25 protein-coding genes are annotated in these 23,077 nt (G+C 61.2%); 18 read left to right on the forward strand and 7 right to left on the reverse strand.

What is annotated here, in order from left to right; translation table 11 throughout:
* The first annotated feature begins 165 nt into the window (after positions 1-165).
* Positions 166-858, forward strand: coding sequence for a DUF6969 family protein (locus tag ABXH05_RS15935; RefSeq protein WP_353562234.1), 693 nt, complete (start codon positions 166-168; stop codon positions 856-858).
* 15 nt (positions 859-873) lie between these two features.
* On the opposite strand, the gene ABXH05_RS15940 is transcribed toward ABXH05_RS15935, so the two are convergent.
* Positions 874-2,271 carry a glutamate--cysteine ligase gene (locus tag ABXH05_RS15940; RefSeq protein WP_353562236.1) on the reverse strand — a complete coding sequence of 466 codons (1,398 nt, stop codon included), beginning with the start codon at positions 2,269-2,271 and terminating at the stop codon, positions 874-876.
* Positions 2,272-2,572: 301 nt separating this feature from the next.
* On the opposite strand from ABXH05_RS15940, the gene ABXH05_RS15945 reads away from it, so the two are divergent.
* Positions 2,573-2,962 carry a RidA family protein gene (locus tag ABXH05_RS15945; protein WP_353562238.1) on the forward strand — a complete coding sequence of 130 codons (390 nt, stop codon included), beginning with the start codon at positions 2,573-2,575 and terminating at the stop codon, positions 2,960-2,962.
* Positions 2,963-2,990: 28 nt separating this feature from the next.
* Here the strand turns inward: ABXH05_RS15945 and ABXH05_RS15950 are convergent, their stop codons facing one another.
* Entirely contained in the window at positions 2,991-3,752 is a 762-nt protein-coding gene (locus tag ABXH05_RS15950) for a 16S rRNA (uracil(1498)-N(3))-methyltransferase (protein ID WP_353562240.1), read from the reverse strand.
* Positions 3,753-3,777: 25 nt separating this feature from the next.
* On the opposite strand from ABXH05_RS15950, the gene ubiA reads away from it, so the two are divergent.
* The 7 genes from ubiA to ABXH05_RS15985 all read left to right on the forward strand — a co-directional run bounded on the left by ubiA (position 3,778) and on the right by ABXH05_RS15985 (position 8,954).
* Positions 3,778-4,746, forward strand: a complete 969-nt coding sequence (gene ubiA / locus ABXH05_RS15955) for a 4-hydroxybenzoate octaprenyltransferase (protein WP_353562242.1) — start codon at positions 3,778-3,780, stop codon at positions 4,744-4,746.
* A 126-nt stretch (positions 4,747-4,872) separates the two neighbouring features.
* Positions 4,873-4,995, forward strand: coding sequence for a hypothetical protein (locus ABXH05_RS15960; protein ID WP_353562244.1), 123 nt, complete (start codon positions 4,873-4,875; stop codon positions 4,993-4,995).
* 216 nt (positions 4,996-5,211) lie between these two features.
* Positions 5,212-5,412: a hypothetical protein gene (locus ABXH05_RS15965; RefSeq protein ID WP_353562246.1), complete on the forward strand. Its 201-nt coding sequence runs from the start codon at positions 5,212-5,214 to the stop codon at positions 5,410-5,412.
* A 763-nt stretch (positions 5,413-6,175) separates the two neighbouring features.
* A complete protein-coding gene (locus ABXH05_RS15970; protein ID WP_353562247.1) occupies positions 6,176-6,829 on the forward strand; it encodes a TetR/AcrR family transcriptional regulator in 654 nt (217 codons plus the stop codon).
* Positions 6,813-7,847, forward strand: a complete 1,035-nt coding sequence (locus ABXH05_RS15975; RefSeq protein ID WP_353562249.1) for a fatty acid desaturase family protein — start codon at positions 6,813-6,815, stop codon at positions 7,845-7,847. Before ABXH05_RS15970 ends, ABXH05_RS15975 begins: the two co-directional genes overlap by 17 nt.
* A complete protein-coding gene (locus tag ABXH05_RS15980) occupies positions 7,837-8,517 on the forward strand; it encodes a class I SAM-dependent methyltransferase (RefSeq protein WP_353562251.1) in 681 nt (226 codons plus the stop codon). Before ABXH05_RS15975 ends, ABXH05_RS15980 begins: the two co-directional genes overlap by 11 nt.
* A gap of 44 nt (positions 8,518-8,561) precedes the next feature.
* Complete coding sequence (locus ABXH05_RS15985) at positions 8,562-8,954, forward strand: MAPEG family protein (RefSeq protein ID WP_353562252.1); 393 nt, start codon at positions 8,562-8,564, stop codon at positions 8,952-8,954.
* Positions 8,955-8,995: 41 nt separating this feature from the next.
* Here ABXH05_RS15985 and ABXH05_RS15990 read toward each other — a convergent pair whose 3' ends face one another.
* On the reverse strand, positions 8,996-9,664 hold the full coding sequence (locus tag ABXH05_RS15990; protein ID WP_353562254.1) for a hypothetical protein: 669 nt from the start codon (positions 9,662-9,664) through the stop codon (positions 8,996-8,998).
* Between the two features lie 221 nt (positions 9,665-9,885).
* On the opposite strand from ABXH05_RS15990, the gene ABXH05_RS15995 reads away from it, so the two are divergent.
* The 7 genes from ABXH05_RS15995 to ABXH05_RS16025 all read left to right on the forward strand — a co-directional run bounded on the left by ABXH05_RS15995 (position 9,886) and on the right by ABXH05_RS16025 (position 16,285).
* Entirely contained in the window at positions 9,886-11,247 is a 1,362-nt protein-coding gene (locus ABXH05_RS15995; RefSeq protein WP_353562256.1) for a TldD/PmbA family protein, read from the forward strand.
* Positions 11,234-12,034: a 3'(2'),5'-bisphosphate nucleotidase CysQ gene (locus ABXH05_RS16000; RefSeq protein WP_353562258.1), complete on the forward strand. Its 801-nt coding sequence runs from the start codon at positions 11,234-11,236 to the stop codon at positions 12,032-12,034. The genes ABXH05_RS15995 and ABXH05_RS16000 overlap by 14 nt, the downstream gene beginning before the upstream one ends.
* A 35-nt stretch (positions 12,035-12,069) precedes the next feature.
* Positions 12,070-12,348 (forward strand): DUF4170 domain-containing protein, encoded by a 279-nt coding sequence (locus ABXH05_RS16005; protein ID WP_353562260.1) that lies wholly within the window; start codon positions 12,070-12,072, stop codon positions 12,346-12,348.
* A 90-nt stretch (positions 12,349-12,438) separates the two neighbouring features.
* On the forward strand, positions 12,439-13,068 hold the full coding sequence (locus tag ABXH05_RS16010) for a lysophospholipid acyltransferase family protein (protein WP_353562262.1): 630 nt from the start codon (positions 12,439-12,441) through the stop codon (positions 13,066-13,068).
* Complete coding sequence (locus ABXH05_RS16015) at positions 13,065-14,360, forward strand: 3-deoxy-D-manno-octulosonic acid transferase (protein WP_353562264.1); 1,296 nt, start codon at positions 13,065-13,067, stop codon at positions 14,358-14,360. The genes ABXH05_RS16010 and ABXH05_RS16015 overlap by 4 nt, the downstream gene beginning before the upstream one ends.
* Positions 14,347-15,384 carry a tetraacyldisaccharide 4'-kinase gene (gene lpxK / locus ABXH05_RS16020; protein ID WP_353562266.1) on the forward strand — a complete coding sequence of 346 codons (1,038 nt, stop codon included), beginning with the start codon at positions 14,347-14,349 and terminating at the stop codon, positions 15,382-15,384. The genes ABXH05_RS16015 and lpxK overlap by 14 nt, the downstream gene beginning before the upstream one ends.
* Positions 15,385-15,397: 13 nt before the next feature.
* Entirely contained in the window at positions 15,398-16,285 is an 888-nt protein-coding gene (locus ABXH05_RS16025) for a lysophospholipid acyltransferase family protein (RefSeq protein WP_353562268.1), read from the forward strand.
* 18 nt (positions 16,286-16,303) lie between these two features.
* Here ABXH05_RS16025 and ABXH05_RS16030 read toward each other — a convergent pair whose 3' ends face one another.
* The 3 genes from ABXH05_RS16030 to xseA all read right to left on the reverse strand — a co-directional run bounded on the left by ABXH05_RS16030 (position 16,304) and on the right by xseA (position 19,062).
* Positions 16,304-17,119 carry a M23 family metallopeptidase gene (locus ABXH05_RS16030; protein WP_353562270.1) on the reverse strand — a complete coding sequence of 272 codons (816 nt, stop codon included), beginning with the start codon at positions 17,117-17,119 and terminating at the stop codon, positions 16,304-16,306.
* Entirely contained in the window at positions 17,112-17,321 is a 210-nt protein-coding gene (locus ABXH05_RS16035) for a DUF2093 domain-containing protein (protein ID WP_348139013.1), read from the reverse strand. The genes ABXH05_RS16030 and ABXH05_RS16035 overlap by 8 nt, the downstream gene beginning before the upstream one ends.
* A gap of 223 nt (positions 17,322-17,544) precedes the next feature.
* On the reverse strand, positions 17,545-19,062 hold the full coding sequence (xseA, locus tag ABXH05_RS16040; RefSeq protein ID WP_353562272.1) for an exodeoxyribonuclease VII large subunit: 1,518 nt from the start codon (positions 19,060-19,062) through the stop codon (positions 17,545-17,547).
* 164 nt (positions 19,063-19,226) lie between these two features.
* On the opposite strand from xseA, the gene purD reads away from it, so the two are divergent.
* Complete coding sequence (purD, locus tag ABXH05_RS16045; protein WP_353562274.1) at positions 19,227-20,504, forward strand: phosphoribosylamine--glycine ligase; 1,278 nt, start codon at positions 19,227-19,229, stop codon at positions 20,502-20,504.
* A gap of 73 nt (positions 20,505-20,577) precedes the next feature.
* Complete coding sequence (locus ABXH05_RS16050) at positions 20,578-21,675, forward strand: phosphotransferase family protein (RefSeq protein ID WP_353562276.1); 1,098 nt, start codon at positions 20,578-20,580, stop codon at positions 21,673-21,675.
* Here ABXH05_RS16050 and ABXH05_RS16055 read toward each other — a convergent pair.
* Positions 21,672-23,033: a mechanosensitive ion channel family protein gene (locus ABXH05_RS16055; protein WP_353562278.1), complete on the reverse strand. Its 1,362-nt coding sequence runs from the start codon at positions 23,031-23,033 to the stop codon at positions 21,672-21,674. The two genes, ABXH05_RS16050 and ABXH05_RS16055, sit on opposite strands and share 4 nt — an antisense overlap.
* Positions 23,034-23,077 lie beyond the last annotated feature (44 nt).

The raw sequence follows: 23,077 nt of genomic DNA on the forward strand, positions 1-23,077 counted from the left end.
GGTGCAGCCAAAGCCAACCCGTGCAGCCCCTGCGGTGCGGCTAAGGCCAATCCTTGCAGCCCATGCGGTGCAGCACACTAACCAACTGACTGACTGACTGGGATGTCCGGGCTGCTGACAAAGGCAGTCCGGACATTTTCATCTTCTCGAGTTACGCTGCTGACCATGGCCGCTCCCATTCTTGATACTCCCGATGACACGCGTGCTGATGCACTTGCAGACGCTGCCTTCGGGCTTGTGGACGCCGGCGCGGAGATGGCCGCACAAGGTCTCAACCCCGTCACACTCACCATCGGCACGTTTGAGGACGATGCGCCGTTCGAAAGCTGGACGCACTACCCACCAGGCGACGCTCGCGACAGCCAAAGCGGCATTCAGATTTACTACCACGCCCACCGCGCGGGACATGAGCACGGCCATTTTCACATCTTCCTGAAGGCCGGGGATACAGCGACGCAATTAAATCTGATGTCTCCCGCCGATGAAGATCCCGCGCCCCTGGAATCCGATGATCTGTTCCACGTCATCGCCATCACCATGGATGCGACGGGTCTGCCGATTGACCTGTTCACCACCAATCGCTGGGTGACCGGCGAAACCATGGTGAGCGCCCAAAGCATCCTGCCGCAGCTCGACCGGCTCGCCTGCACGGACGCGTTTAACACGCCGCTTGCCAATCAGTGGTTCAGCGATCTGTTTCGACTTTTCAAAGATGATATTGCGCAGTTGCTGCTTGAGCGGGACGAAGCGCTCACCACAATCAACTTTGCGCTGGACGACGAAGCTCATGAGGTCCTGAGCGCAAAGCCCATTTCCATTCTCGCCCGGATGGATGAGTTGGGTCTGTTTGAGGACTAGGCTCGCGACCTGCGCCTAATAGGAAAATTCCGCAAACAGGTTGTCGAGATTGCCCTGCCACTTGCCGTTGTAGAGGTCCAGCATCTCTTCTGCCGGGGTGCGGCCGCTATCAAGGGTTGTTTCAACGGCGGCAAGAAAGCCGCGTTCATCGCCATCAAAGCCATCGCTGCGGGCGCGGGCCTTGAGGCCATCCTTGGCGATAGCCAGCGCGTCGCGGGCAATGTCCAGTACTGTGTGATCGCGGAATTTTGCGTTGAGCGCATGCACCGGCACATCGCGGTGCAGCTGTTCGCGCTCTTCTACGGTCCAGTCCTTGACCAGATCCCAGGCGGCTGCCTGCGAGGCCTTGTCGTAGAACAGGCCCACCCAGAAGGCAGGCAGGGCACATAGCCGCCGCCAGGGCCCACCATCCGCGCCGCGCATTTCAATGAAGCGCTTAAGGCGGGCTTCCGGGAAGATTGTCGTCAGGTGATTTTCCCAGTCGTCCAGCGACGGGCGGTCGCCTTCAAGACCCTTGAGCTTGCCCTGCATGAAGTCCCGGAAGGACTGGCCGGATACATCCACATAGGTGCCCTTGCGATGGACGAAATACATCGGCACATCGAGGGCATAGTCCACATATTGCTCAAAGCCAAAGCCGTCCTCGAACACGAACGGCAACATGCCGGTGCGGTCCGCGTCCGTATCAAGCCATACATGCGCCCGGTTGGAGAGCACGCCGTTGGGCTTGCCGTCCACAAAGGGCGAATTGGCAAAGATAGCGGTCACGATCGGCTGCAGCGCCAGCGAGATGCGGTACATCTGCACCATGTCGGCTTCTGAGGAAAAATCGAGGTTCACTTGCACGGTCGCTGTGCGGAACATCATGTCCAGCCCGCGGCTGCCAACCTTGGGCATGTAGTTGCGCATGATCCCGTAGCGGCCCTTGGGCATGACCGGCGTGTCCGCCAGCGAACGTCGCGGCGCAAAGCCAAGGCCGATGAAGCCCGCGTCAATTTCACCGGCAACCGTTGCCACCTGATCAAGATGGGTGTGCACCTCGTCGCAGGTGTCGTGCAGGGTTTCCAGGGGTGCGCCGGACAACTCAAACTGCCCGCCCGGCTCCAGGGTAATGGACCCGCCGCCGGTCTTGTCATTACCCATAAGCGCAATGACATTGTCGCCTTCAAATGCAGGTTCCCAGCCAAAGCGCTGCATGCCTTCCAGCATGGCCTTCACGGTCGCGCCGGTTTCGCCGGGTGCGTTGTCGTAGGGCATGGGAGAATAGTCGCCGATGCGGTAGCCGAATTTCTCGTGCTCGGTGCCGATACGCCAGTCGGTCTGCGGCTTTGAGCCGGATGCCAGATAGGCCACGAGTTCATCGCGTGTTTCCACGGGAGGTGACGTCTCACGCGTTGTGGGAGGTGCCGACATACCGAACGTTCCTTCACGGCCTCTGCGGGCCATTCTTGTGGGCCTCTAAGGGCCGGGTCCCCATCTGGGAGTTTTTGGCCGTTATCCGGCCTTCCCTGTGCTGCCCGCCGACAGCATAGCGCCGAATTTGGACTGTTGGTCATGTAAGGGCTTGGGCAATTCCGCACAAGTCACAAGGTTGAGCCAATCATTTGGCCAAACCACGCAGGATGATTGGCTGAATAGTGGGTAGGCTGCCACCGCCGATCGGGACAGACTGGCGCAAACCCAAGATTACGCACCCCAAATTGAGGACATATCCATGGCTGGCGATCTCATTCTTCCAGAGGCCCTGAAACCCACCTACGAGAATTTCAAATTCGCCCCGGGCGTGCGTGCCGGTGGATTGCTGCATATGTCCGGCATTCTGGGCACGGGCGCGGACGGCAAGGTCCCTGCCGACCCGGCTGAGGAATTTGAAGCCGCGTTTCAGCAGGCCAAGATGGTGCTGGGCGAAGCCGGGTTGGATTTCTCGGACATCGTGGAAATGACGACCTTCCATATCGGTCTGCAGGAGCACATCGGCACGTTCATGGCCGTCAAGGACAAGTACATCACCGAGCCCTACCCCGCATGGACGGCGGTCGGCACCACCGAGCTGGCCTTTCCCGGTGCGCGGATGGAACTCAAGATCACGGCACTTGCCCGTTAGGAGACAGGCTCGCCAAGCGACGGGTTCGCTAGCGCCAGTCCCCAAGCACCGACTGCCACAGTGCCATGGCGGCCACCACCGCTGTATCGGCTCGCATGATCCGCGGTCCGAGCGCGACGGCGTGCGCATTGGACATGGCTTCAAGCATCTTGCGCTCTGCCGGGTCGAAGCCGCCTTCCGGGCCAATGAGAATGGCCCAGGGAGCCTGCTTCACGCCGTCGGGCAGGCCGCGCAAATAATCGCCGGGCGGTGGCACGTCGGCACCGGGCAGCGCTTCATCGCAAAACAATATCTGCCGCTCGCGGGACCAGCGCGTCAGCACGGTCTCGAGCTTTGAGGGTTCTTCCACCGTGGGCACAAACAGCAGATTGCACTGCTCTGCAGCTTCAACAGCGTTGGCGAGCAGTCGGGAGGTTTTGACCCGCTCTGCCTGGGTGCGCCGGGTCACCACCGGCTGCAGCAGGGCGGCCCCCATCTCGGTTGCCTTTTGCGCCAGATAATCAATGCGGGCGCGCTTGAGGGGGGCAAACAGCAAATGCAGGTCGGGGCCTGCGGTCTGCTTGCGGGTGCGTTCAACAGGGGTTGCCTGGGCACGCTTCTTGCCGATCTCGTCCAGCCGGATCAGCCATTCGCCGTCCTCCCCATTGAAGGCCAGCGCCTGTTCGCCCGCCTTCTTGCGCATGACATTGGCAAGGTAATGGGCCTGCTCGGCGGGCAGATCAAAGGGCACATCCGCTTCCAGCGGTGCAGCGACAAAAAGGCGAATCAGATTTGTTCGGTTGCTCGACATGATGTCCCCAAGTATCACGGGTTGCATGACAGTTCCTCAAGATAACGAGCCTGAGCCTTCCGGCAGCGTTGCAGACGCTGCGCCGGACAATTGGGTGGACAAGTGGGCACCGGCGAGCACGCGGCCCTATCTGCGGCTGATGCGGGCGGACCGGCCCATTGGTACGTGGCTGCTGTTCTGGCCCGGCGCGTGGGCGATCACGCTTGCGGCGCCGCAGGCCGGCAAATATGTGCTCTATCCTGAAATCCTTTATCTGATCGGCCTGTTTCTGGTGGGCGCGTTCGTGATGCGCGGCGCCGGGTGCGTCTGGAACGACTACACGGACCGGGAGATTGACGCCCAGGTGGCACGCACCGCGAGCCGTCCCATTCCATCGGGTCAGGTCAGCGGGTCATCCGCGCTGATCTTTCTTGGGGTGCTGCTGCTCATCGGCTTCCTCATTCTCATTCAGCTAAGCTGGGCCGCCATCGGGCTCGGCGTGGCATCGCTGGTGCTGATTGCCATCTATCCCTTCGCCAAGCGGTTTACCTGGTGGCCGCAGGTGTTTTTGGGCCTCGCCATCAACTGGGGCGCGCTCATGGGATGGGCTGCCGTCACCGGATCGCTCTCGGCAGCGCCCGTGTTCCTCTATCTGGCCGGCATCTGCTGGACCCTGGGGTACGACACGATTTATGCCCACCAGGACAAGGAAGACGACGCGCTGATCGGGGTGAAATCGACAGCACTTTGGCTGGAGGCCAACACCAAGACGTGGCTGTGGGGCTTTTATGGGCTGACGCTTGTCTTCCTTGCGCTGGCAGGCGTCTTTGCGGGCATTGGCTGGGTCTATTTTGCCGGTCTGTTCATGGGTGGCTTTCACCTGATGCGGCAGGTGCGTGATACAGATCTTGACCGTCCTGAGGAGTGCCTTGCGACTTTCAAGTCCAACCGCGATTTCGGGATCATTATCATTGCCTGCCTTTTTGCCGGAACACCGGGCACGATGATCTCCTAGACCGTCAGCCCGCCTGGACATCACAGAGTCTGTGTCACAGCTGATCCAGCTGCCCCGTCTTGTCGTACTACTCATCAAACCGGGTCACATGGTTGCCCCGGCATTCGACAGATGGAGGTTGTCCTCATGTCCCTCAAATCCGTTGCGACTGCTGTTCGCAAGATCAATGAATTCGTTGCTCAGATGTTTGCCTTTGAAGGCATGTATGAGCGCAAGGCCGTATATGTTCGGCGCCGCCTTCCCCACTAGGTCTTGCCGCCGCCGCTGCCATGCAACGCTGCATGGCAGACGGTCAGGCTACGGACAAATCGTAAATGCCCCCGCAAAACTGCGACTTTTGAGGCCAGCCATGCGGGCGACGCAGCCCTGATGAGCGGGGCCATGCATTGCTCTTTCAGGCCCGCGGACCGATTTTCACCGCACAAGGAATTGTCCTTGCTCGACTTGAAAACCGGGAGCCTAAAGATGACTGACTTTCTGAAGATTTGGCTCAACGCCGTTGCTGCCTCCATAAGCGCCTTTGCAGGTCTGCCTTATGAGCCTGTGCGCCTTACGGACACCCGATTTGCGTCGACCAAAGACCATTCCCGACAAATGTCACTCCCCCTCGACGACGAAGACGAAGGGTTTATCGGGGGCTATTCAGGGCACGCCCACGCAGCCTAAGACGCCCCCCATAACACGTGACGATAGGTGACGACTGACATCGAACAGCGCCTGCGGGAAACCGTGGGCGCTGTTTTCGTTTGTGCACACCAAAAGCTCCGTAGACGGATCGCCTGCGAAGGTGTGATGCGGTCTTTCCCTCATGAATGAGGGAGAACGGGAGCGCTGCCGTGGCAGCCCGGCCGTTGTGATCAAAAATTGTATCGAGTGCCGCTCTTAAGCAGCGCTCCCGTTACGGATGGTCTTCGGCTTGTGCACAAGCGATGGGGCGAGGCGTTACCTCACAGTGTTCCACCGCAGCCCTGCTACCGGTCACACATGCATTCCGACACCGGTCTGGCCATGTGTCGCGTCCGCATGCACGTCCACCGGGGCGATCTTACTTTACGCGCCGGGCCGAGCCTTCGCCGCCTTGCAGTCACTCGCGTTCGTTACCCGCAAGCACCCCACAAGGCCATCCGCCCCCGCGCCCAAGCCCGGACGGTCCGGGATGCCCTCAAGCACGAGGCCTACCCAGTATGAGGCCCCCAAAAGGACCGGGGATAGAGAACACAAAAAATTCCGTCGCCCCGGACTTGATCCGGGGCCTACTCGCAACCGATCAACTGCACAGCCACCGAGAGTGGACCCCGGATCAAGTCCGGGGATGCGGTGGTGGAAGTGTGGTCGGACAACACACGCTCCCCGGCGCACTCCCAAAATCATTGACTCCAAGCCCTGAACCATGGTTCATTTCATAAAGACCTGAATGGAGTTTCATTTCTTGGCCTATCGCAAGACCGGCAAAGTCGTGGCCCAGCTGGAGGCCAACCGTGCCCGTATCCTTGATGCGGCGCGGGCGCTTGTGTTCTCGGGCGGGTTTCAGGCGGCCAGCATGGCAGCCGTTGCCCGTGACGCGGGCGTGGCAACGGGGACGCTGTATCGCTATTTCGCCTCCCGCGAAGCGATGCTGCTGGACGTGTTCCGGGCCGTGTCGGATGCGGAGATGTCGCGGCTTGAAGACATTGCCGCCGGCCCCGGCCTGCCCGCTGCTCGGCTGCGCGATGTGGTGCATGCCTTTACGACACGCGCGGTGCGTGGTGCCAAGCAGGCCCATGCCCTGCTCGCAGAACCCGTGGATGGTGCGCTGGCCGATGAACGTCTGGCCTATCGTCGGCGCCATGCGGCCATTTTTGAACGGCTGATGCGCGAGGCGCAGGCGGCACGAGAAATTCCGGCCCTTGATGCGCATGTGACGGCTGCCGCCATCGCCGGTGCCATTCCCTCAGCCCTCACCCTGCACGGGCCGGACAATGTGCCGGATGCTGATGCCCTGATTGATACCGTTTTGCGCATGGCGGGACTTGATCCCCACGCAACCAAAAACACATCGAACACAGACCGCAACGAGGACATGTCCCATGATCAATCCGCTTGATCTTCTGACCGAACAACAGCTCGCCGAAGTGAAAGAACGATCCGATGCCAAAGGCATCTGGGTCGTGGCCTTCAGCTGGATGCTCATTTTCGGTGCCATGGCGATGTTTGCCATCTGGCCCAACCCGCTCACCTTCATTGCCGCCGTCATCATCGTCGGCACGCGGCAACTGGGGCTGGCAATCGGCATGCATGACGGGGCGCACGGGGTGCTGACCAAGAGCCCGTCACTCAACATGTTTTTGTCGCAGTGGCTGTGCGCCTATCCGATGCTGGCAGAAACCATGTCCTATCGCCGCTATCACCTCACCCATCACAGGAACACGCAGCAGGAAAACGATCCCGACCTGATCCTCTCCAAGCCGTTCCCGATCACGCGCAAGAGTTTCCGCCGCAAGTTCATCCGCGACATCACCGGGCAGACCGGTTACCAGCAGCGCAAGGCGCAGATCCTCAACGCATTGGGCGATCCCTCTTTGCCGTGGGACAAGCGCATTGACCGGTTTGCTGCCAAGCTTGGACCTGCGGTCTTCACCAATCTGGTACTGTTCTCGATCCTGGCGCTGGCAGGCCAGTGGTATCTTTATTTTCTGCTTTGGGTGCTGCCCATGCTCACCTGGCATCAGGCGGTAACGCGCATTCGCAATATTGCCGAGCACGCCATGGTGCCTGACGACAGCGACCCATTCCGAAATGCGCGGACCACAAAGGCTGGCTGGTTCATGCGGTTGGTGATGGCACCGGGCTACGTGAACTATCACGTGGAGCATCACCTGTTCATGTGGGTGCCCTGCTACAACCTGCCCAAGCTGCACACATACCTGCTGGCGAATGGCCACGGCGAAAAGATGGAAATCAAGGACAGCTATTTCGACGTCATCAAGATGGCAACGTCGCGTCCGGATGACGAGGACCGGCCCGGCGAAATGGTGCACAACGCCCGCACCCGGCGTGTCTCCGGCATCATTTCTGAAGGCTTTGATGAAGTGGATACGTCGGCCAAACCAAATGCCGCCTGACATTGAGCCCCGTCCGGCGGAGACAGACCCGCAGGCCTATGTGGCGGGCAATTCTGTTGTTCAAACAGCGCCTCTTGTGCCGGAGATAAAACTTCATCTGGCTGATGAGCGCGCGCCCCTGTGGAACAAGACACAGCGTGATCTGTGGGACGATGGCATCGTCCTGCCCTATTGGGCGTTTGCCTGGGCGGGCGGGCAGGCACTTGCACGCCTGCTGCTGGATGAACCGGAGCGGGTTCGCGGCAAGCGCGTGCTGGATTTTGCGTCCGGTAGTGCCATCAGCGGCATTGCCGCCAAGCTCTGCGGCGCCACCCATGTGCTTGCGGCTGACATTGATCCCTTGGCCGCCGTCGCCGCGCAGATGAATGCGGACGCCAACGCCATTACTCTCGATACGTCCACCGATGATCTGGTGGGGCAAAGCCTTGCCGACTTCGACGTCATCATCGCCGGCGACATTTGCTACGAGCAATCCGTTGCCGAGCGCGTGCGGGACTGGCTTGGAGAAGAAGCCCATGCAGGCCGCGAGGTGCTGATCGGCGACCCCGGCCGCACGTTCCTGCCCCGCAAGGATCTGGAGCCGGTGATCGGGTATGGCGTCAAATCCGCCCGCGATCTGGACGACACCGACGTGCGCAATGCACGGGTCTGGCGATTTGCCGCCGATTGACCAATACTCCGCCTCCATCACACAAATAAAAAACGGGGGATCACATGGTTGGAACACAAGCCGAAGCCGTCGGACTCTATATCGGGCTCAATCTCATCCTGACGCTGATACTGGCCATTCTGGTGGTACGCCAACGGGCCAAGCACGAGATCAGCCTGGGCACTGGCGGCAATGACGACATGGAGCGCGCCATACGCGCCCACGGTAACAATGTGGAATATGTTGCCATTGCGCTGCCAGGTCTGATTGCCCTGGCGCTGCTGGGGGCCTCCACCACGCTCATCCACATCGCCGGTCTGCTGGTAACGGTCGGCCGGGTGGGCCACGCCATCGGCATTACCAACGGCATTTCCCTCTTCCGCCAGATTGGCACCCTGTCCACCTGGATTGGCGTGCTGGCGCTGGGCGTTGGATGTCTTTGGATCGTATTCGGCTAAGGGATCGACTTCGCCTAGCGGTTTTCTGCGGCTAACGGGGCCTAGGGGCGCGCCGGTTTTCCGGTGGAGCCCCAGGTCGCGTAATCCGTACGCCAAAGAGCTGCCGTGGTAATTTCCGGCGGCTCGCCATGGTCCAGATACCAGCTGTCCACGACCCACTGCGTACCGGTTTCCTGGTCAATGATGGTGGGTGCCATGTGCGGCAGGTAATCGATGATGTCACCCTTGTGGAGCCGCCCGCCAAGCCGGTGCTTGGTAATCAGGCCGTCAGCGACCAGCAGTTTGAGATAGGTGGTGGTGTTGACGGTTTCGTCGGCACAGTCGAGCTGGTTGGCGAGCCAGAAGTTTGAGTAGGTGCCGCCCAGATCCGCATCAGTGCCGGTTTGCGCCCCTGCCAGCTTTTCAAGTTTTGACACGGCAAGGCCAATCAGCTTGCGCTCTTCCTCGGCATTGGCTGGCGCCTGCGCAAAAACAGAACGCACGCCTTCCCACTGACCTTCGGAGAGATGCACGTCATGGCGCTCATAGCAGCCATGGCCCGAGCAGATGACGAAATGCTCCGGAGAAGGCTGGCCACCGGGGTGCAATTCATAGATTCGCTTGGCGATGGGCTGATCCCGCCCCCCGGCACAGGCGGCCAGAAGGGTCGCAAGAACGCCCGCTATAAGGCCAGCGCGCAGAATACGCCGGTTTGCCGCACTCACTCTCATGTCAGCCCCTCCACTTCAGCCCCGCCACATCTGCTCATATGCCAGTTCAGGGAAAAAATCGGCAATTTTGTGCCCTGAGGGGCGCATGGCCCCCGCTTTCAGGCTATATGAGGACTTATAGCCCATTCACGCGCTATATCAGCCTCACGCCCGCGTGAGTCCATAGCATTTGCGCGCATTTCCTCGTCTTTTCAGGCGTCTTTTTCAGGCCGATTGCCCCGATGACCATTCCGTCCAAGACCGATCTTGAGCTTGCCTCCACCGCCGTCAAAAAACTCATGGCCGCAGGCGCCGATGCGGCGGACGCCATTGCCGCGGCAGGCACCTCGCTGGGCGTCTCCTTCCGCATGGGCAAACTTGAAGATGTGGAACGGTCCGAAGGCACGGACCTTGGTATTCGCGCCATGGTGAAGGGTGACGACGGGGCCATGCGGCAGGCGGTCGTCTCGCTGACGGACACAAGCGGCCCGGCGCTGGACGAAGCGGTTGAGCGCGTCATCGCCATGGCGCGCATCGCGCCGGATGATCCCTATTGCGGTCTGGCTGACAAAGCCCGCCTCGCCACAGACATTGCCGACCTTGATCTGGATGATGGTCAGGAGCCGGACGCGGACACTTTGGCATCACGTGCCGAGGCGGCTGAAAAAGCTGCCCTTGATGTTGCAGGCGTGACCAACTCCATGGGGGCCGGGGCCGGCTGGAGCCGCTCACAGGTGGCGCTTGTCACCAGCGACGGGTTTGAAGGCACGTATTCCGGCAGCTCTCACTCCATCTCATGCTCCGTCCTTGCAGGCGAAGGCACCGGAATGGAGCGTGATTATGATTACACGTCATCGCGGCATCTGTCTGAGCTGGATGCGCCCGAAACAGTCGGCAAGAGCGCGGCCGACAAAGCCGTCAAGCGCCTCAACCCGCGCAAGATGAAAAGCCAGGCGGTGCCGGTCATCTATGATCCGCGCGTCTCCGGAGGCCTTGTCGGTCATCTGGCGGGTGCAGTGTCCGGCTCATCTGTTGCCCGCGGCACAAGTTTCCTGAAGGACCGCATGGGTGAGCAGGTAATGGCGTCAGGCCTTGCCATCATTGACGACCCCCGCATCATTCGTGGTCGCTCCTCAAAACCGTTTGATGGCGAAGGCGTTGCGGCAGAAAAGCTGGCACTGGTTGAAGACGGCGTTCTTCAAAGCTGGATCATGGATTCATCTTCCGCCCGCCAGCTGGGTCTTGAAACATCCGGCCGCGCCGCGCGCGGCACCGGGGGCCCTCCGGGTCCCTCCACCACCAATCTTTACATGGAAGCAGGCAAGCTCAGTGTGGAAGAGCTGATGGCGGACATCACAGAAGGCTTCTACATCACCGAACTGATCGGCATGGGCGTCAACGGCATTACCGGTGACTATTCACGCGGCGCTGCGGGCTACTGGATCGAGAATGGAGAGCTGACATTCCCGGTCACTGAAATCACCGTTGCGGGCAACCTCAAGGACATGTTCATGGCCATGACACCGGCCAGCGATCTTGTGTTCCGCTACGGCACGAATGCGCCCACCATGCGTGTTGAAGGCATGACCATTGCCGGAGCTTGATGTCGCCTCAGACCACGCCATTCTGCTGGACGCCGTGCGTGAAGGCGGCGCGCTGGCGCTTGCGCATTTCAAGGCCGGGGTCACGTCCCAGGACAAGAAGGACGGCACACCTGTCACAGAGGCAGACCTCGCAGTCGATGCCCTGCTGAAGCAGCGGCTGCGCGCGGCACAACCGGACTATGGCTGGCTGTCGGAAGAAACCGAAGACGATGCGGCGCGTTTGGAAACCACGCGCCAGTGGATGGTGGACCCGATCGACGGCACCCGCGCCTTCATCAAGGGCCGTCCGCACTTCGCCGTTGTGGCGGCGTTGATCGACAATGGCCGTCCGGTGGCCGGTGCCATCTACAACCCGGCGACGGATGAATTGTTTGAAGCGCAGGCAGGCAAGGGTGCGCTCCTCAACGGCAAGCCGATTTCGGTCACCGATGTGCCTGACGTGGAAGGTTGCCGCATGCTGGGGGCCGCTGACATGTTCCAGCACCCGGCCTGGCCGCAAAAATGGCCGCCCATGGATATCGCCCAGCGCAACTCCATCGCCTATCGCGGTGCCCTCGTCGCATCCGGCGATTTTGACGCCATGCTGGTGATGAACTGGAAAAACGACTGGGACCTGGCAGCCGCTGACCTCATCGTGCATGAGGCCGGTGGTCATATGACCAGCCACACAGGCAACGGTCTGACCTATAATGCCAAAGACCCGCGCCACCGCACGGTGGTTGCGGCAGGGCCTGCTTTGCACCGCGCCCTTCATGATCGTATTGGTGCGATCGTGCTGCCGGGCTGAGACCGGGAGCGTGTTTTGTGGGGAGACATGACATCATGAGCGACGACGTAACGAGCGAAGATACAGTTGGCGACGACAAACCCGAGCAGTTGCTGCATCTGGTCATGGGCGGTCGGCTGACGGATCTGGCGGACACCGAATTTGAGGATGTCTCCAAGCTCGACATTGTGGGTGTCTATCCCAACTACGCCAAGGCGCATGAAGCCTGGAAGTCGGCAGCCCAGCGCACGGTGGATGACGCGCAGATGCGCTACTTCATCGTGCATCTGCACAAACTGCTTGATCCTGACAACGACGCCGACTGCCCGGACTAAAGGCGGAGCAAACCCCTGTTCAAGAAGATTGCCAGATCAGCGTTTGTTGCGGGCCTCATCTCCACTGTGGCGGCGTGGTACATCCGCTTCATGCTGTGGACCAGCCGCATCGAGGTTGAGAACCAGCACATTCCAGAGCAGTTCTGGAAAGCGGACAAGCCATTCATTGTGGCGTTCTGGCACGGGCAGATGCTCATCATTGTTGATTGCTGGCGCTGTGAAAAACCCATCAGCATGCTGATCTCTCAGAATCTCGACGGTGAGATGATTGCGCAGGCGCTGGCCAAACTGAACATCGGCGCCGTGCGCGGCTCCTCTGACAAGAACGGCAAGGACAAAGGCGGACGCGCTGCGTTGCGCGGCATGCTCAAGATGCTCAAAGACGGCGACAGCATCGGCATCACGCCGGACGGCCCCAAAGGCCCGGGCATGCAATCCAAGGAAGGGTTGATTGTCCTGGCGCGCCTGTCAGGCGTGCCGATCCTGCCCATCGCCGGCGCATCCAACCGCGCGAAAATCATGAACAGCTGGGACCGCTTTGCCCTGCACCGCCCGTTCTCCCGCGGCCTCATCAAATGGGGGGAGCCGATCCATGTCCCCCGCGAAGCAGATGCAGAGGCGATGGAAGCCACCCGCGCCCATCTCGATACGGTGCTGCAAGCCCTCAGTGCTGAAACGCGCGCCCATATGGGTCACCCACCGCTGGAGCCGCTCACATGAGTGGCCTTGGGATCTATCGCGGTCTGACACGTCTGCTTGCGCCGCTGATCCCGGCCTATCTGCGGCGGCGCATGACGCGCGGCAAGGAAGATCCGGTGCGTATGGGCGAGCGTCTGGGCACACCCGGTCTGGCGCGCCCTGCCGGATATCTGGTGTGGCTGCATGCCGCCAGCGTCGGTGAATCCCTGTCGATCCTCACGCTCATTGATCGCATTCTCGCGGCACGCCCCGACCTCACCTTGCTGGTGACATCGGGCACCGTCACTTCGGCGCAGCTGCTTGGCAAACGCCTGCCGGAGCGCGCCCTGCATCAGTTCGTGCCGGTGGATACGCCCAATGCTGTTTCAGGCTTTCTGGATCATTGGCGGCCTGACGCGGCTGTGCTGGTGGAAAGCGAGCTCTGGCCCAACCTCATCACCATGACGCGTGACCGCAACATCCCAATGGCGCTTATCAATGCGCGCATGTCTGCCTCTTCTGAACGCGGCTGGGGTTGGTGGAGCAATGCGGCCCGCACCATTACCGGCAGCTTTGATCTGGTGCTCGCGCAGGACGATACAGCCGCCGCGCGCCTCCAACGCCTTGGCGCCACGAGCGCGAAGGCTGTTGGCAATCTCAAGGTAGATGCCGCACCGCCACCGGCGCCTGACGGGCTCATGGGTGATCTTACGCGTCTTCTGGCGGGCCGTGCCGCCTGGGTCGCTGCCAGCACGCACTCCGGTGAAGAACACATCATTGCGGACACGCACCAACTGCTGAAGAAAGCCATTCCTGGCTTGCTGACGGTCATCGTTCCCCGGCATCCAGAGCGCGGCCCAGAGATTGCGCGCATGTTGCGAGAGATGGATCTGGAAGTGGCCCGGCGCAGCACAGGTGATCGTGTCACCGGCCGGACAGACATCTATCTGGCAGACACCCTTGGCGAGCTTGGCGGCTTCTTCCGTATCCTGACGATTGTGTTCATGGGTGGGTCGCTGGTGCGCGTGGGTGGACACAATCCTATTGAGCCAGCGCTGCTTGGGGCGGCCATTCTGACCGGCCCGCATGTACACAATTTTGAGGACATCTACCGCGCCTTTGCAGCCCACAAAGCCAGCGAAACGGTGTCTGACGCACCATCGCTGGCGGCAGCCGTCGGGCGGCTCATGTCTGACGGCGTGCTGGCTGGCGCACGGGTCACAGCTGCCGCTGAAACGGCGGGCAGCCTGACCGGGGCGCTTGAAGCAACGCTTGCCGACCTGCTGCCTTTTATTGACGCAGCCACAGGAGGCACGCCCGATGCGCGCACCTGATCACTGGCAGTCCCCCAATCACTGGCTGGCCCGCGTGCTGACGCCGGTAGCCTCGCTCTATGCATCGGTCACCCGAGCACGCGCCAGCATGGTCGTGCCACAGCGCGCCAGCATTCCGGTTGTGTGCGTCGGCAACATCACGGCAGGCGGCAGCGGCAAGACACCGGTTGCCATCGCGATTGCCAAGCGGCTGGCTGCTCTTGGCGAACAGCCGACTTTCCTGACGCGTGGCTATGGCGGACGCCTGTCAGGGCCGCTGATTGTGGACGCGGAAAAATCCCATGCCATTGATGTGGGTGACGAACCTTTGCTGCTTGCGCGCAGCTTTCCCACTGTCGTTTCCAGTGACCGCCCCAAGGGGGCTGAGTTGGCAGGCCACAAGGGGGCCAGTGTTGTGGTGATGGATGACGGGTTTCAAAACCCGTCCCTGCACAAGGATGCCGGCATTGTGGTGATTGATGCGGGGGCGGGTCTTGGCAATGGCTTGCTCATTCCCGCCGGCCCCATGCGCGAGGCGGCGGATGATGCTCTGGCGCGCGCCCATTGCCTGGTCGTCATGGGCAAGGGCAACGCCGCGGATGATGTCATCTCACAGGCCCGCTCGCGCGACCTGACTGTTATTGCAGGAGCCCTCGCCCCATCCGGTGACCCGGAGCAATGGCGCGGCAAGCAGGTCCTGGCGTTTGCAGGCATCGGAAGACCTCAGAAGTTTTTTGATACGCTGGACAGTCTGGGCGCGGACATTCGCGAGACGCAGGTCTTTGGTGACCATCACAGCTTCACGGACGACGAAGCACAGGCCTTGCTCAGCCGCGCGCGTGACCAAGGCCTGACGCTCGTCACCACGGAAAAAGACATGGCGCGACTGAGCGGCTCGGGCCATTCCGGGGCGCTGGCTGAACTGCGCACCCACGCCCATACACTTCCGGTGGAAGTTGTTTTTGATGACCCGGAGGCGCTTGACCAACTGCTGAAGGCGCGTATCAATGCCGCCTCTCGGGCGGGCGACTACAAGGCCTTTTGAAGGAACAGCACCTATGAGCGGCTGGCAGCACAAGCTGGAATCGGCAGGCTTTTCGCTCCTCATGGGGGCGTTCAAGACGCTCGGCCGCGAACGCGCGTCGGCCTTTGGCGGCTGGCTGTTCCGCACCATCGGCCCGAAGATTTCCCGGCACAAAAAGGCGGATGCCAGCATGGCCCGGGTGCTGCCGGACCTGACGCCGCAGCAGCGCGCCGACTACCTTTCACAGATGTGGGACAATCTGGGCCGTGTCGCCGGCGAATACCCGCATCTGGGCAGCTTCTCAACCGGTGGCCCGGATGCCGATGATGCCGATATCGAAGTCCTTGGCGCTGATGTCCTCGCCAGTTTTGCTGAAGACGGCAAATCCGCCATCTTTGTTTCCGGTCACTTTGCGAACTGGGAATTGATGCCGCTGACGGTGGCGCGGGCGGGTGTAGAGGGGGCGGAAATCTATCGCGCGCCCAACAACCCTGCCGTCGATGCGTGGATCACCAATGCCCGCCAGCAGCACATCATGGCCCATCAGGTCCCCAAGGGTCCGTCCGGTGCGCGCGAGCTTGTGAAATGTCTCAAGTCGGGCGTCAGCCTGTGCATGCTGGCAGACCAGAAGATGAATGACGGCATTGAGAGCACTTTCTTTGGCCGCCCGGCCATGTCTCCGGCAGCCCCCGCCACCATGTCGCTTCGCTACAATGTGCCGATTGTGCCGGTGACGTTTGAACGGGTGGCGGGCACGAAGTTCCGCATCCGTTTCTGGCCGCCGCTTGAGCACGACAAGACCGGCGACATGCAGGCGGACATCGCTGCCATCACGCTCAAGGTCAACGCGTTTCTGGAAGACTGGATCAGGCAGCGCCCGGGCATGTGGCTATGGCTGCACAACCGCTGGCCGAAAGACTAGGTCGCAGATCATGCGGTCTTACTGAGGCATGGGCCCTACAATGAGCTGTGGATCAAGACGCTGCTTGCCCCAGTTCATGCGCCAGTCCAGATGCGGGCCGGTTGCACGGCCCGTCGCACCGACGGTGCCGATCTGTTCACCCTGCGCCACCACCTGACCGACTTCCACATCCACGCTGTGCAGGTGGAACAGGGTCGAATTCACTGAGAACCCATGGTCGATGATGACGATGCCGCCGGTAAAGAAGTGATCTCTTTCCGCCAGCCGAACTGTACCTGACGCCGGAGACAGAACCGGCGTACCAGTGGGCGCCGCAATATCAATGCCGAAATGCGGACGACGTGGCTCGCCGTTCAGGACCCGCTGGGAGCCATAGACGCCGGAAATGCGCCCCTTGGTCGGCCAGATGAAGCCAGACAGGAAATGTTCGTCGCGGCTCGTGTCGCGACGGGCGGCGGCCACCTGCGCGTTGTCCGCGCGGATGCGTTTGAGGGTGGCTGCTGAAAACCCGCCGACCTTGCCGGGTGGCAGACCGTCAATGCGCTGAATGTCGTAGTCGCGCTTGGCAATCTCCAGCGGCCAGACTTCCTGCTCTTCCGTCCCGTCCTTCATGACTGCGAGCAGGGCCGTCGGCCCATGATCGCGGCCAAAGCCGATGACGAACTTGCCGTCGTCTGTCACGGGCAGCATGTCGCCATCCAGTGAAACCTCACTGCCCGGCTCGACAGTACCGATGACCATGCCGCCCTGGCTGAGATCACCGTCCAGTTCGAGCGCGAAGGCGGGTGTGGCGAACAGGGCGAGCGCTGCCGCTGCAATTGCTGATTTACGCAACACCCAGATCCCTCTTCACCATTTCCTCAGCGCCCGCATAGGGTTCCTGCCGATCGACGCTCCAGTAGCGGAGCTCATCAAGCGCAATTCGTTCGCCTGTTACAGCGCAGGTCACAAAGGAGCCCGGTGCCAGAACATCAAAATCTGCATCGAGATAGCGAAGGCGCGCTTCGCCGCCCATCTGACTGTCAAACCGGTTCACGGCCAATCCTCATTAAATGTCTCGTTCGCCCCCATACTTATCACGGGCGATAGCGGCAGGAACAGGGCAGCGATGTCGCGCGGCCCGCAACTCAATCTCCCCCGTAGCCCCGGACTTGATCCGGGGCCCACTCGCAAATGCTGAGATGAACAACGGGTGAGAGTAGGCTCAGGGTCAAGCCCGGAGACACGGAGATGGTGCGTGATGGAGACAGGACAACAGCCTAGAACAGCTCACCCTGCCCCTTGCGTTTTGGTGCAGCCTTTTTGGCCGGTGCGGTCTTTTTCACACCGCCCCTGGGCGCGGGCCCATCAACGGTTTCGACTGTCACCCGGTCGGCATTGGCAAATTCAAGGTCGAACCGTCCGGCTGCGCGCGCGGCATCGCCTGAACGAATGGGTTTGCCGTCCCCATCAAGGGCCAGTGCAAAGCCGCGATCCAGCACACTCTTGTGGGAGAGGGTTTCCAACAGCCGCACGGCCTGATCCAGACGCTTGCGACGGTTTTCCACGTGGGCTGCAAAGACGCGCGGCAGACGCTGGGCCATGGGGTCGAGGGCGCGCCGTGCAGTTTGGGCGGCCACATCGCGGCGGCGCAGAAGGCGTTCGCCCAGGGCATCCAGGTCCTTGCGGGACTGGGCCAGCTGTGCCTGGGGGCGACGGGCTTCCAGCCGCCCTGCCCAATTGGCCAAAGTGGTGCGGCGGTCCTGCAGGAAACGTCCGCGATGGCTGACCAGTCGCTCCCCGGCCACGTCCAGTCGCTGGCGCTGGATTTCCAGCAGGCGTTCGGGCTTTGGCAGGGCGCGGGCGAGGCTGCGCACATCGGTGCGGGCCTGCTCCAGTCTGCGGGTCATAGTGCGGTGCTGGCGGGCGCCCTGCTCCATCACCTGCGCGATGAGATCAGCGCGCACCGGCACGGCATGTTCGGCAGCCGCCGTGGGCGTTGGGGCGCGCAGGTCAGACGCAAAGTCGATCAGTGTCGTGTCGGTCTCGTGACCCACGGCCGAGATCAGCGGGATATCGCTTTCAAAGGCCGCGCGCACCACGACCTCTTCGTTAAAAGGCCACAGATCCTCAACACTGCCACCGCCGCGCGCGACGATGATCAGGTCCGGGCGCGGGATATCTCCGCCCGGCTCTAGCGCGTTGAAGCCCCTGATGCCCGCGGCGACTTCCGCGGCTGCGGTTTCCCCCTGCACCCGCGTCGGCCAGACCAGCACATGGCGCGGGAAACGGTCGCGGACGCGATGCAGGATATCGCGGATGACGGCACCGGACGGGGACGTCACGACGCCGATCACATCCGGCAGAAACGGCAGCGGCTTCTTGTGGCCCGCATCAAACAGACCTTCTGCGGCGAGCTTCTTGCGGCGGTCTTCCAGCAGCTTCATCAGCGCGCCGACACCGGCAGGCTCAATGGATTCGATGACGATTTGATATTTTGACTGGCCGGGGAACGTTGTGAGGCGGCCGGTGGCGATCACCTCCAGACCCTGCTCGGGCTGGGTTGCCAGGCGCGACGCGTTGCCCTTCCAGATCACACCGGACAGGACGGCGCGATCGTCCTTCAAGTCCATATAGATGTGGCCGGAGGCCGGTCGGGACACACGGCCGATCTCGCCGCGCACCCGCACATGGCCGAACTGGTCCTCGACCATGCGTTTGACGGCCCCGGATATCTCCGAAACGGAGTATTCAGGGGCGTTGCCCAAGGCAGGTGCATCAAGAGAATCAGTAGCCAATTCAGGTAGCCTTGCAGGTACGAATCCGGTTGAAAGGAAGGCGGGTTCTAAGGGCGCGAGACTTCGTGCTAGAACCCGGTCAGCATACCCTTCGGCAGCGCGATAGGCTATCGGGCAAACCCAAAGGGCACTCCTTTCACCTCCTTTTGGCGGGCACGGCAGACATGAAAGTATTGGTGGTAGGCTCCGGCGGACGCGAACACGCCTTGTGCTGGAAACTGGCCCAGAGCCCCAAGCTCACCAAGCTTTACGTCGCCCCCGGCAATGCCGGCATGAAGGCCGTTGCGGAATGCGTGGCCATCGGCGTTGAGGACCTCGACGCGCTGGTGACCTTTGCCCGCGACACCCAGATTGACCTGGTGGTTGTCGGCCCGGAAGGTCCGCTGGTGGCTGGCCTGACGGACCGACTGGAAGAGGCTGGCATTCGTGTCTTCGGCCCCAGCGCCAAGGCCGCCCAGCTTGAAGGGTCCAAGGCCTTCACCAAGGACATTTGCCAGCGCGCGGGCATTCCCACTGCCGCCTACCGCCATTTCACCAATGCTAACGACGCGCTGGCCTATGTGCGCGCGCAAGGCGCACCTATTGTGATCAAGGCGGACGGGCTGGCTGCGGGCAAGGGCGTGACCGTGGCCATGGACCTGACGGATGCCGAAAACGCCATCACCGAAGCCTTCGATGGACGCTTTGGTGAGGCCGGCGCAGAAGTTGTGGTCGAAGCCTTTCTGGAAGGCGAAGAAGCCAGCTTCTTTGCCCTGTGCGACGGTGACCGCGCCGTGCCGCTTGTCACCGCTCAGGATCACAAGCGCGTCGGCGATGGTGACGTGGGGCCTAACACCGGCGGCATGGGCGCCTACTCTCCGGCTCCTGTGATGACGCCTGATCTGGTCGAGTTCACCATGACCAGAATGATCCAGCCAACGCTGGATACGCTCAAGGCAGACGGCATGCCATACAAGGGCGTGATCTTTGCCGGTCTGATGATCACCGACAAAGGTCCTGAGCTTATTGAATACAATGCGCGCTTCGGTGATCCGGAATGCCAGGTGCTGATGATGCGTATGCAGAGTGATTTGTTGCCGCTGCTTGATGCTGCCGCGCGCGGTGATCTGTCCGGTGCCAGTGTGACCTGGCATGACGACCCGGCATTGAGCGTCGTCATGGCTGCGAACGGGTATCCCGGCAGCTATGAGAAAAACACGCCGATCAACAATCTGGACACCGCAGGTGCCGGTGACAGCGTGGAGATTTTCCACGCGGGCACGGCTGAGAAAGATAGCCAGATCGTTGCGACAGGCGGCCGCGTCCTCGCGGTAACCGCAATGGGACCATCGGTGGCGCAAGCGCAGGCGCTGGCCTATGCTGCGGTAGACAAGATTGACTGGCCTGAAGGCTTTAGCCGCCGCGACATTGGCTGGCGCGCGATAGAACGCGAAAAGGCCTGAATGCCCCTACGAATTTGAGACATACGACACCCAAGAATCAAGCAAACCAAGAAACTGAATAGGGAATGTCCCGATGAGTGATGCAGCAGAATCGGATGACCGCCAGGAGATGTTCTCCGGCACCAAAGGTGTGGCGGACAATCACCGGTTTGATGAGACCAAACTGTTTGAGTACCTGAACGATACGGTTGAGGGCTTTGAAGGCCCGCTTGAAGTCCGTGAGTTCAAGGGCGGGCAGTCCAACCCGACCTATCAGCTGGTCACACCGAAGAAGAAATATGTTCTGCGTCGCAAGCCGCCAGGCAAGCTGCTGCCGTCTGCGCATGCTGTTGATCGCGAGTTCAAAGTGATCTCCGCACTGGGTGATACCAATGTTCCTGTGCCCAAGGCCTACGCCCTGTGCGAAGACGACGATGTCATCGGCACGATGTTTTACGTCATGGAAATGGTCGAAGGCCGCATTCTTTGGGAAGCGTTGCTGCCCAAGGAAACAAAAGAGAGCCGCGGCCAGATTTATGACGCGATGAACGACACCATCGCCAAGCTGCACATGGTGGACTACGAGAAAGTCGGCCTTGGTGACTTCGGCAAGCCGGGTAACTATTTTGCGCGTCAGATTTCGCGCTGGTCCAAGCAGTATGTGGCCAGTGAGACGGAAACCATCGAGTCCATGAACAAGCTCATGGAATGGTTGCCGAACAACATTCCCGACGAAGACTCAAACTCCATCGTTCATGGTGACTATCGCCTGGACAACATGGTGCTGCATCCCACCGAGCCGCGCGTGCTTGCAGTGCTCGACTGGGAACTCAGCACGCTGGGTCACCCGCTGGGTGATTTCACCTATCACACCATGCAGTGGAAAATGCCTGGCGCCGGTACAGGCGGCGGTACGGGGTCTCTTAAGGATCATGACCTTGCGGCTCTGGGCATCCCCAGCTTTGAGGATTACGTCAAAGCCTATTGCGACCGGACCGGCCGCCAAGGCATCGACAATCTTGATTTCTACTATGCGTATAACTTCATGCGTCTTGCGGGCATTCTGCAGGGCATTGCCGGTCGGGTGCGCGACGGAACGGCAGCCAGCGACCACGCAAAGACCATGGCGGCCAATGTTCGTCCGCTGGCGGATGAAGGCTGGTTCTACGCTCAAAAGGCGGGCGCTGTTTAGTCCCGCCTATTCTGCATAACTTCGGCCATGGTCTCCTTGAGACCATCGGCTGAGGTAATGTGCAGGTCGCGCTGCGGGAACGGGAACTCGATATCATTCTCGTGAAACAGATCCCAGATATGCAGGCGAATGTCGCTGGAGACATTCACCACGCCAGCTTCGGGATCATTTACCCAGATACGCAATTCAAGATCGACCGAGTTGTCGCCAAAGCCCACCAGCCGCGTGGCCGGGGGTGGCGACGACAGCACACGTTTGTGCTCTTCAGCGGACTGCATCATCAGCTCCAGCGCCTTGCGCACATCGGACTGATAGCTGACGCCTACCGCGATCTTGATCCGCACGGCGCGGTTGGAGAACGACCAGTTCACAACTTGCTGGGTGATCAGGTCTTCGTTGGGAATGAGATATTCCTTGCCGTCTCGGGTCACGACGGCGGCGTAGCGCGCGCCCAGCTTGGATATCCAGCCATAGGCCTCGCCAATCTCGATCACGTCGCCGGGTTTGATGGACCGGTCGAGCAACAAGATGATGCCGCTTATGAGGTTGGAGACAACCTTCTGCAGGCCAAAGCCGATGCCCACACCAATGGCCCCGGAGAAGACTGCGACAGCCGTAAAGTCGATACCCAGGGATGTGAGGCCGACGAGCACGGCAACGGTCAGGAAGCCGATGCGCAGCACTTTGCCGACCAGCACTCCTGCTGCGGGCGTCACCCCATCCACCCGCCTCAGCTGGCTTTCGAGCAGGGCCGACGCAAAGATTGCGACCCACACCAATGCCCCCACAAGGATGACACCGTTGATGATAGTGAGCAGCGAAATCCGCATCTCACCGGCCGTGAAGGCCGCCGCATCCAGCGCCGCCACAAACGGCTCCAGCCATCCAAGGATCGCAAGGGCGGCAACGAACCAGATGACGGCACCGACGAGCTGGGTGAGACCGGTCTGGCGGGTCATCGCCGTGATGAGACGAATGAGCAACCACGCCAGCAACAGATTTGTGGCACTGGACAACAATTCAGCCGGCTGGTCTGCCGCGCGCATGGCAAGCGTGGCAAGCCACGTCATCAGATTGGCCGCCAGCGGTGCGGTCAGCGTCGCCAGCCGGTTCAGACGGCCGCTCAGCCAGGCGCGCCCGTCAGTCTTTGCGGCCAGTCGTTCAACCTGCGGTGACAGGCGCCGGCCCAGGGCAATCGACACAAGGACGATGGCCGCCAGAATGCCAAGCTGGATGGCGACGGGAATGGTCGCAACGTCGGTGACGATCCACTGCCACAGGGGCGCGAGCAGTGTCTGGGCACCCTCAGCGGCTTCGGAAATATCAGGAAGCTCTGGTGATTCTGTCGTCTGATACATCTTGGGATTGCAGCATTCCCGATCTGTCCTGTCGAGTATGCGGT

Source organism: Pyruvatibacter sp. HU-CL02332 (genome assembly GCF_040362765.1).
Lineage (GTDB): Bacteria > Pseudomonadota > Alphaproteobacteria > CGMCC-115125 > CGMCC-115125 > Pyruvatibacter.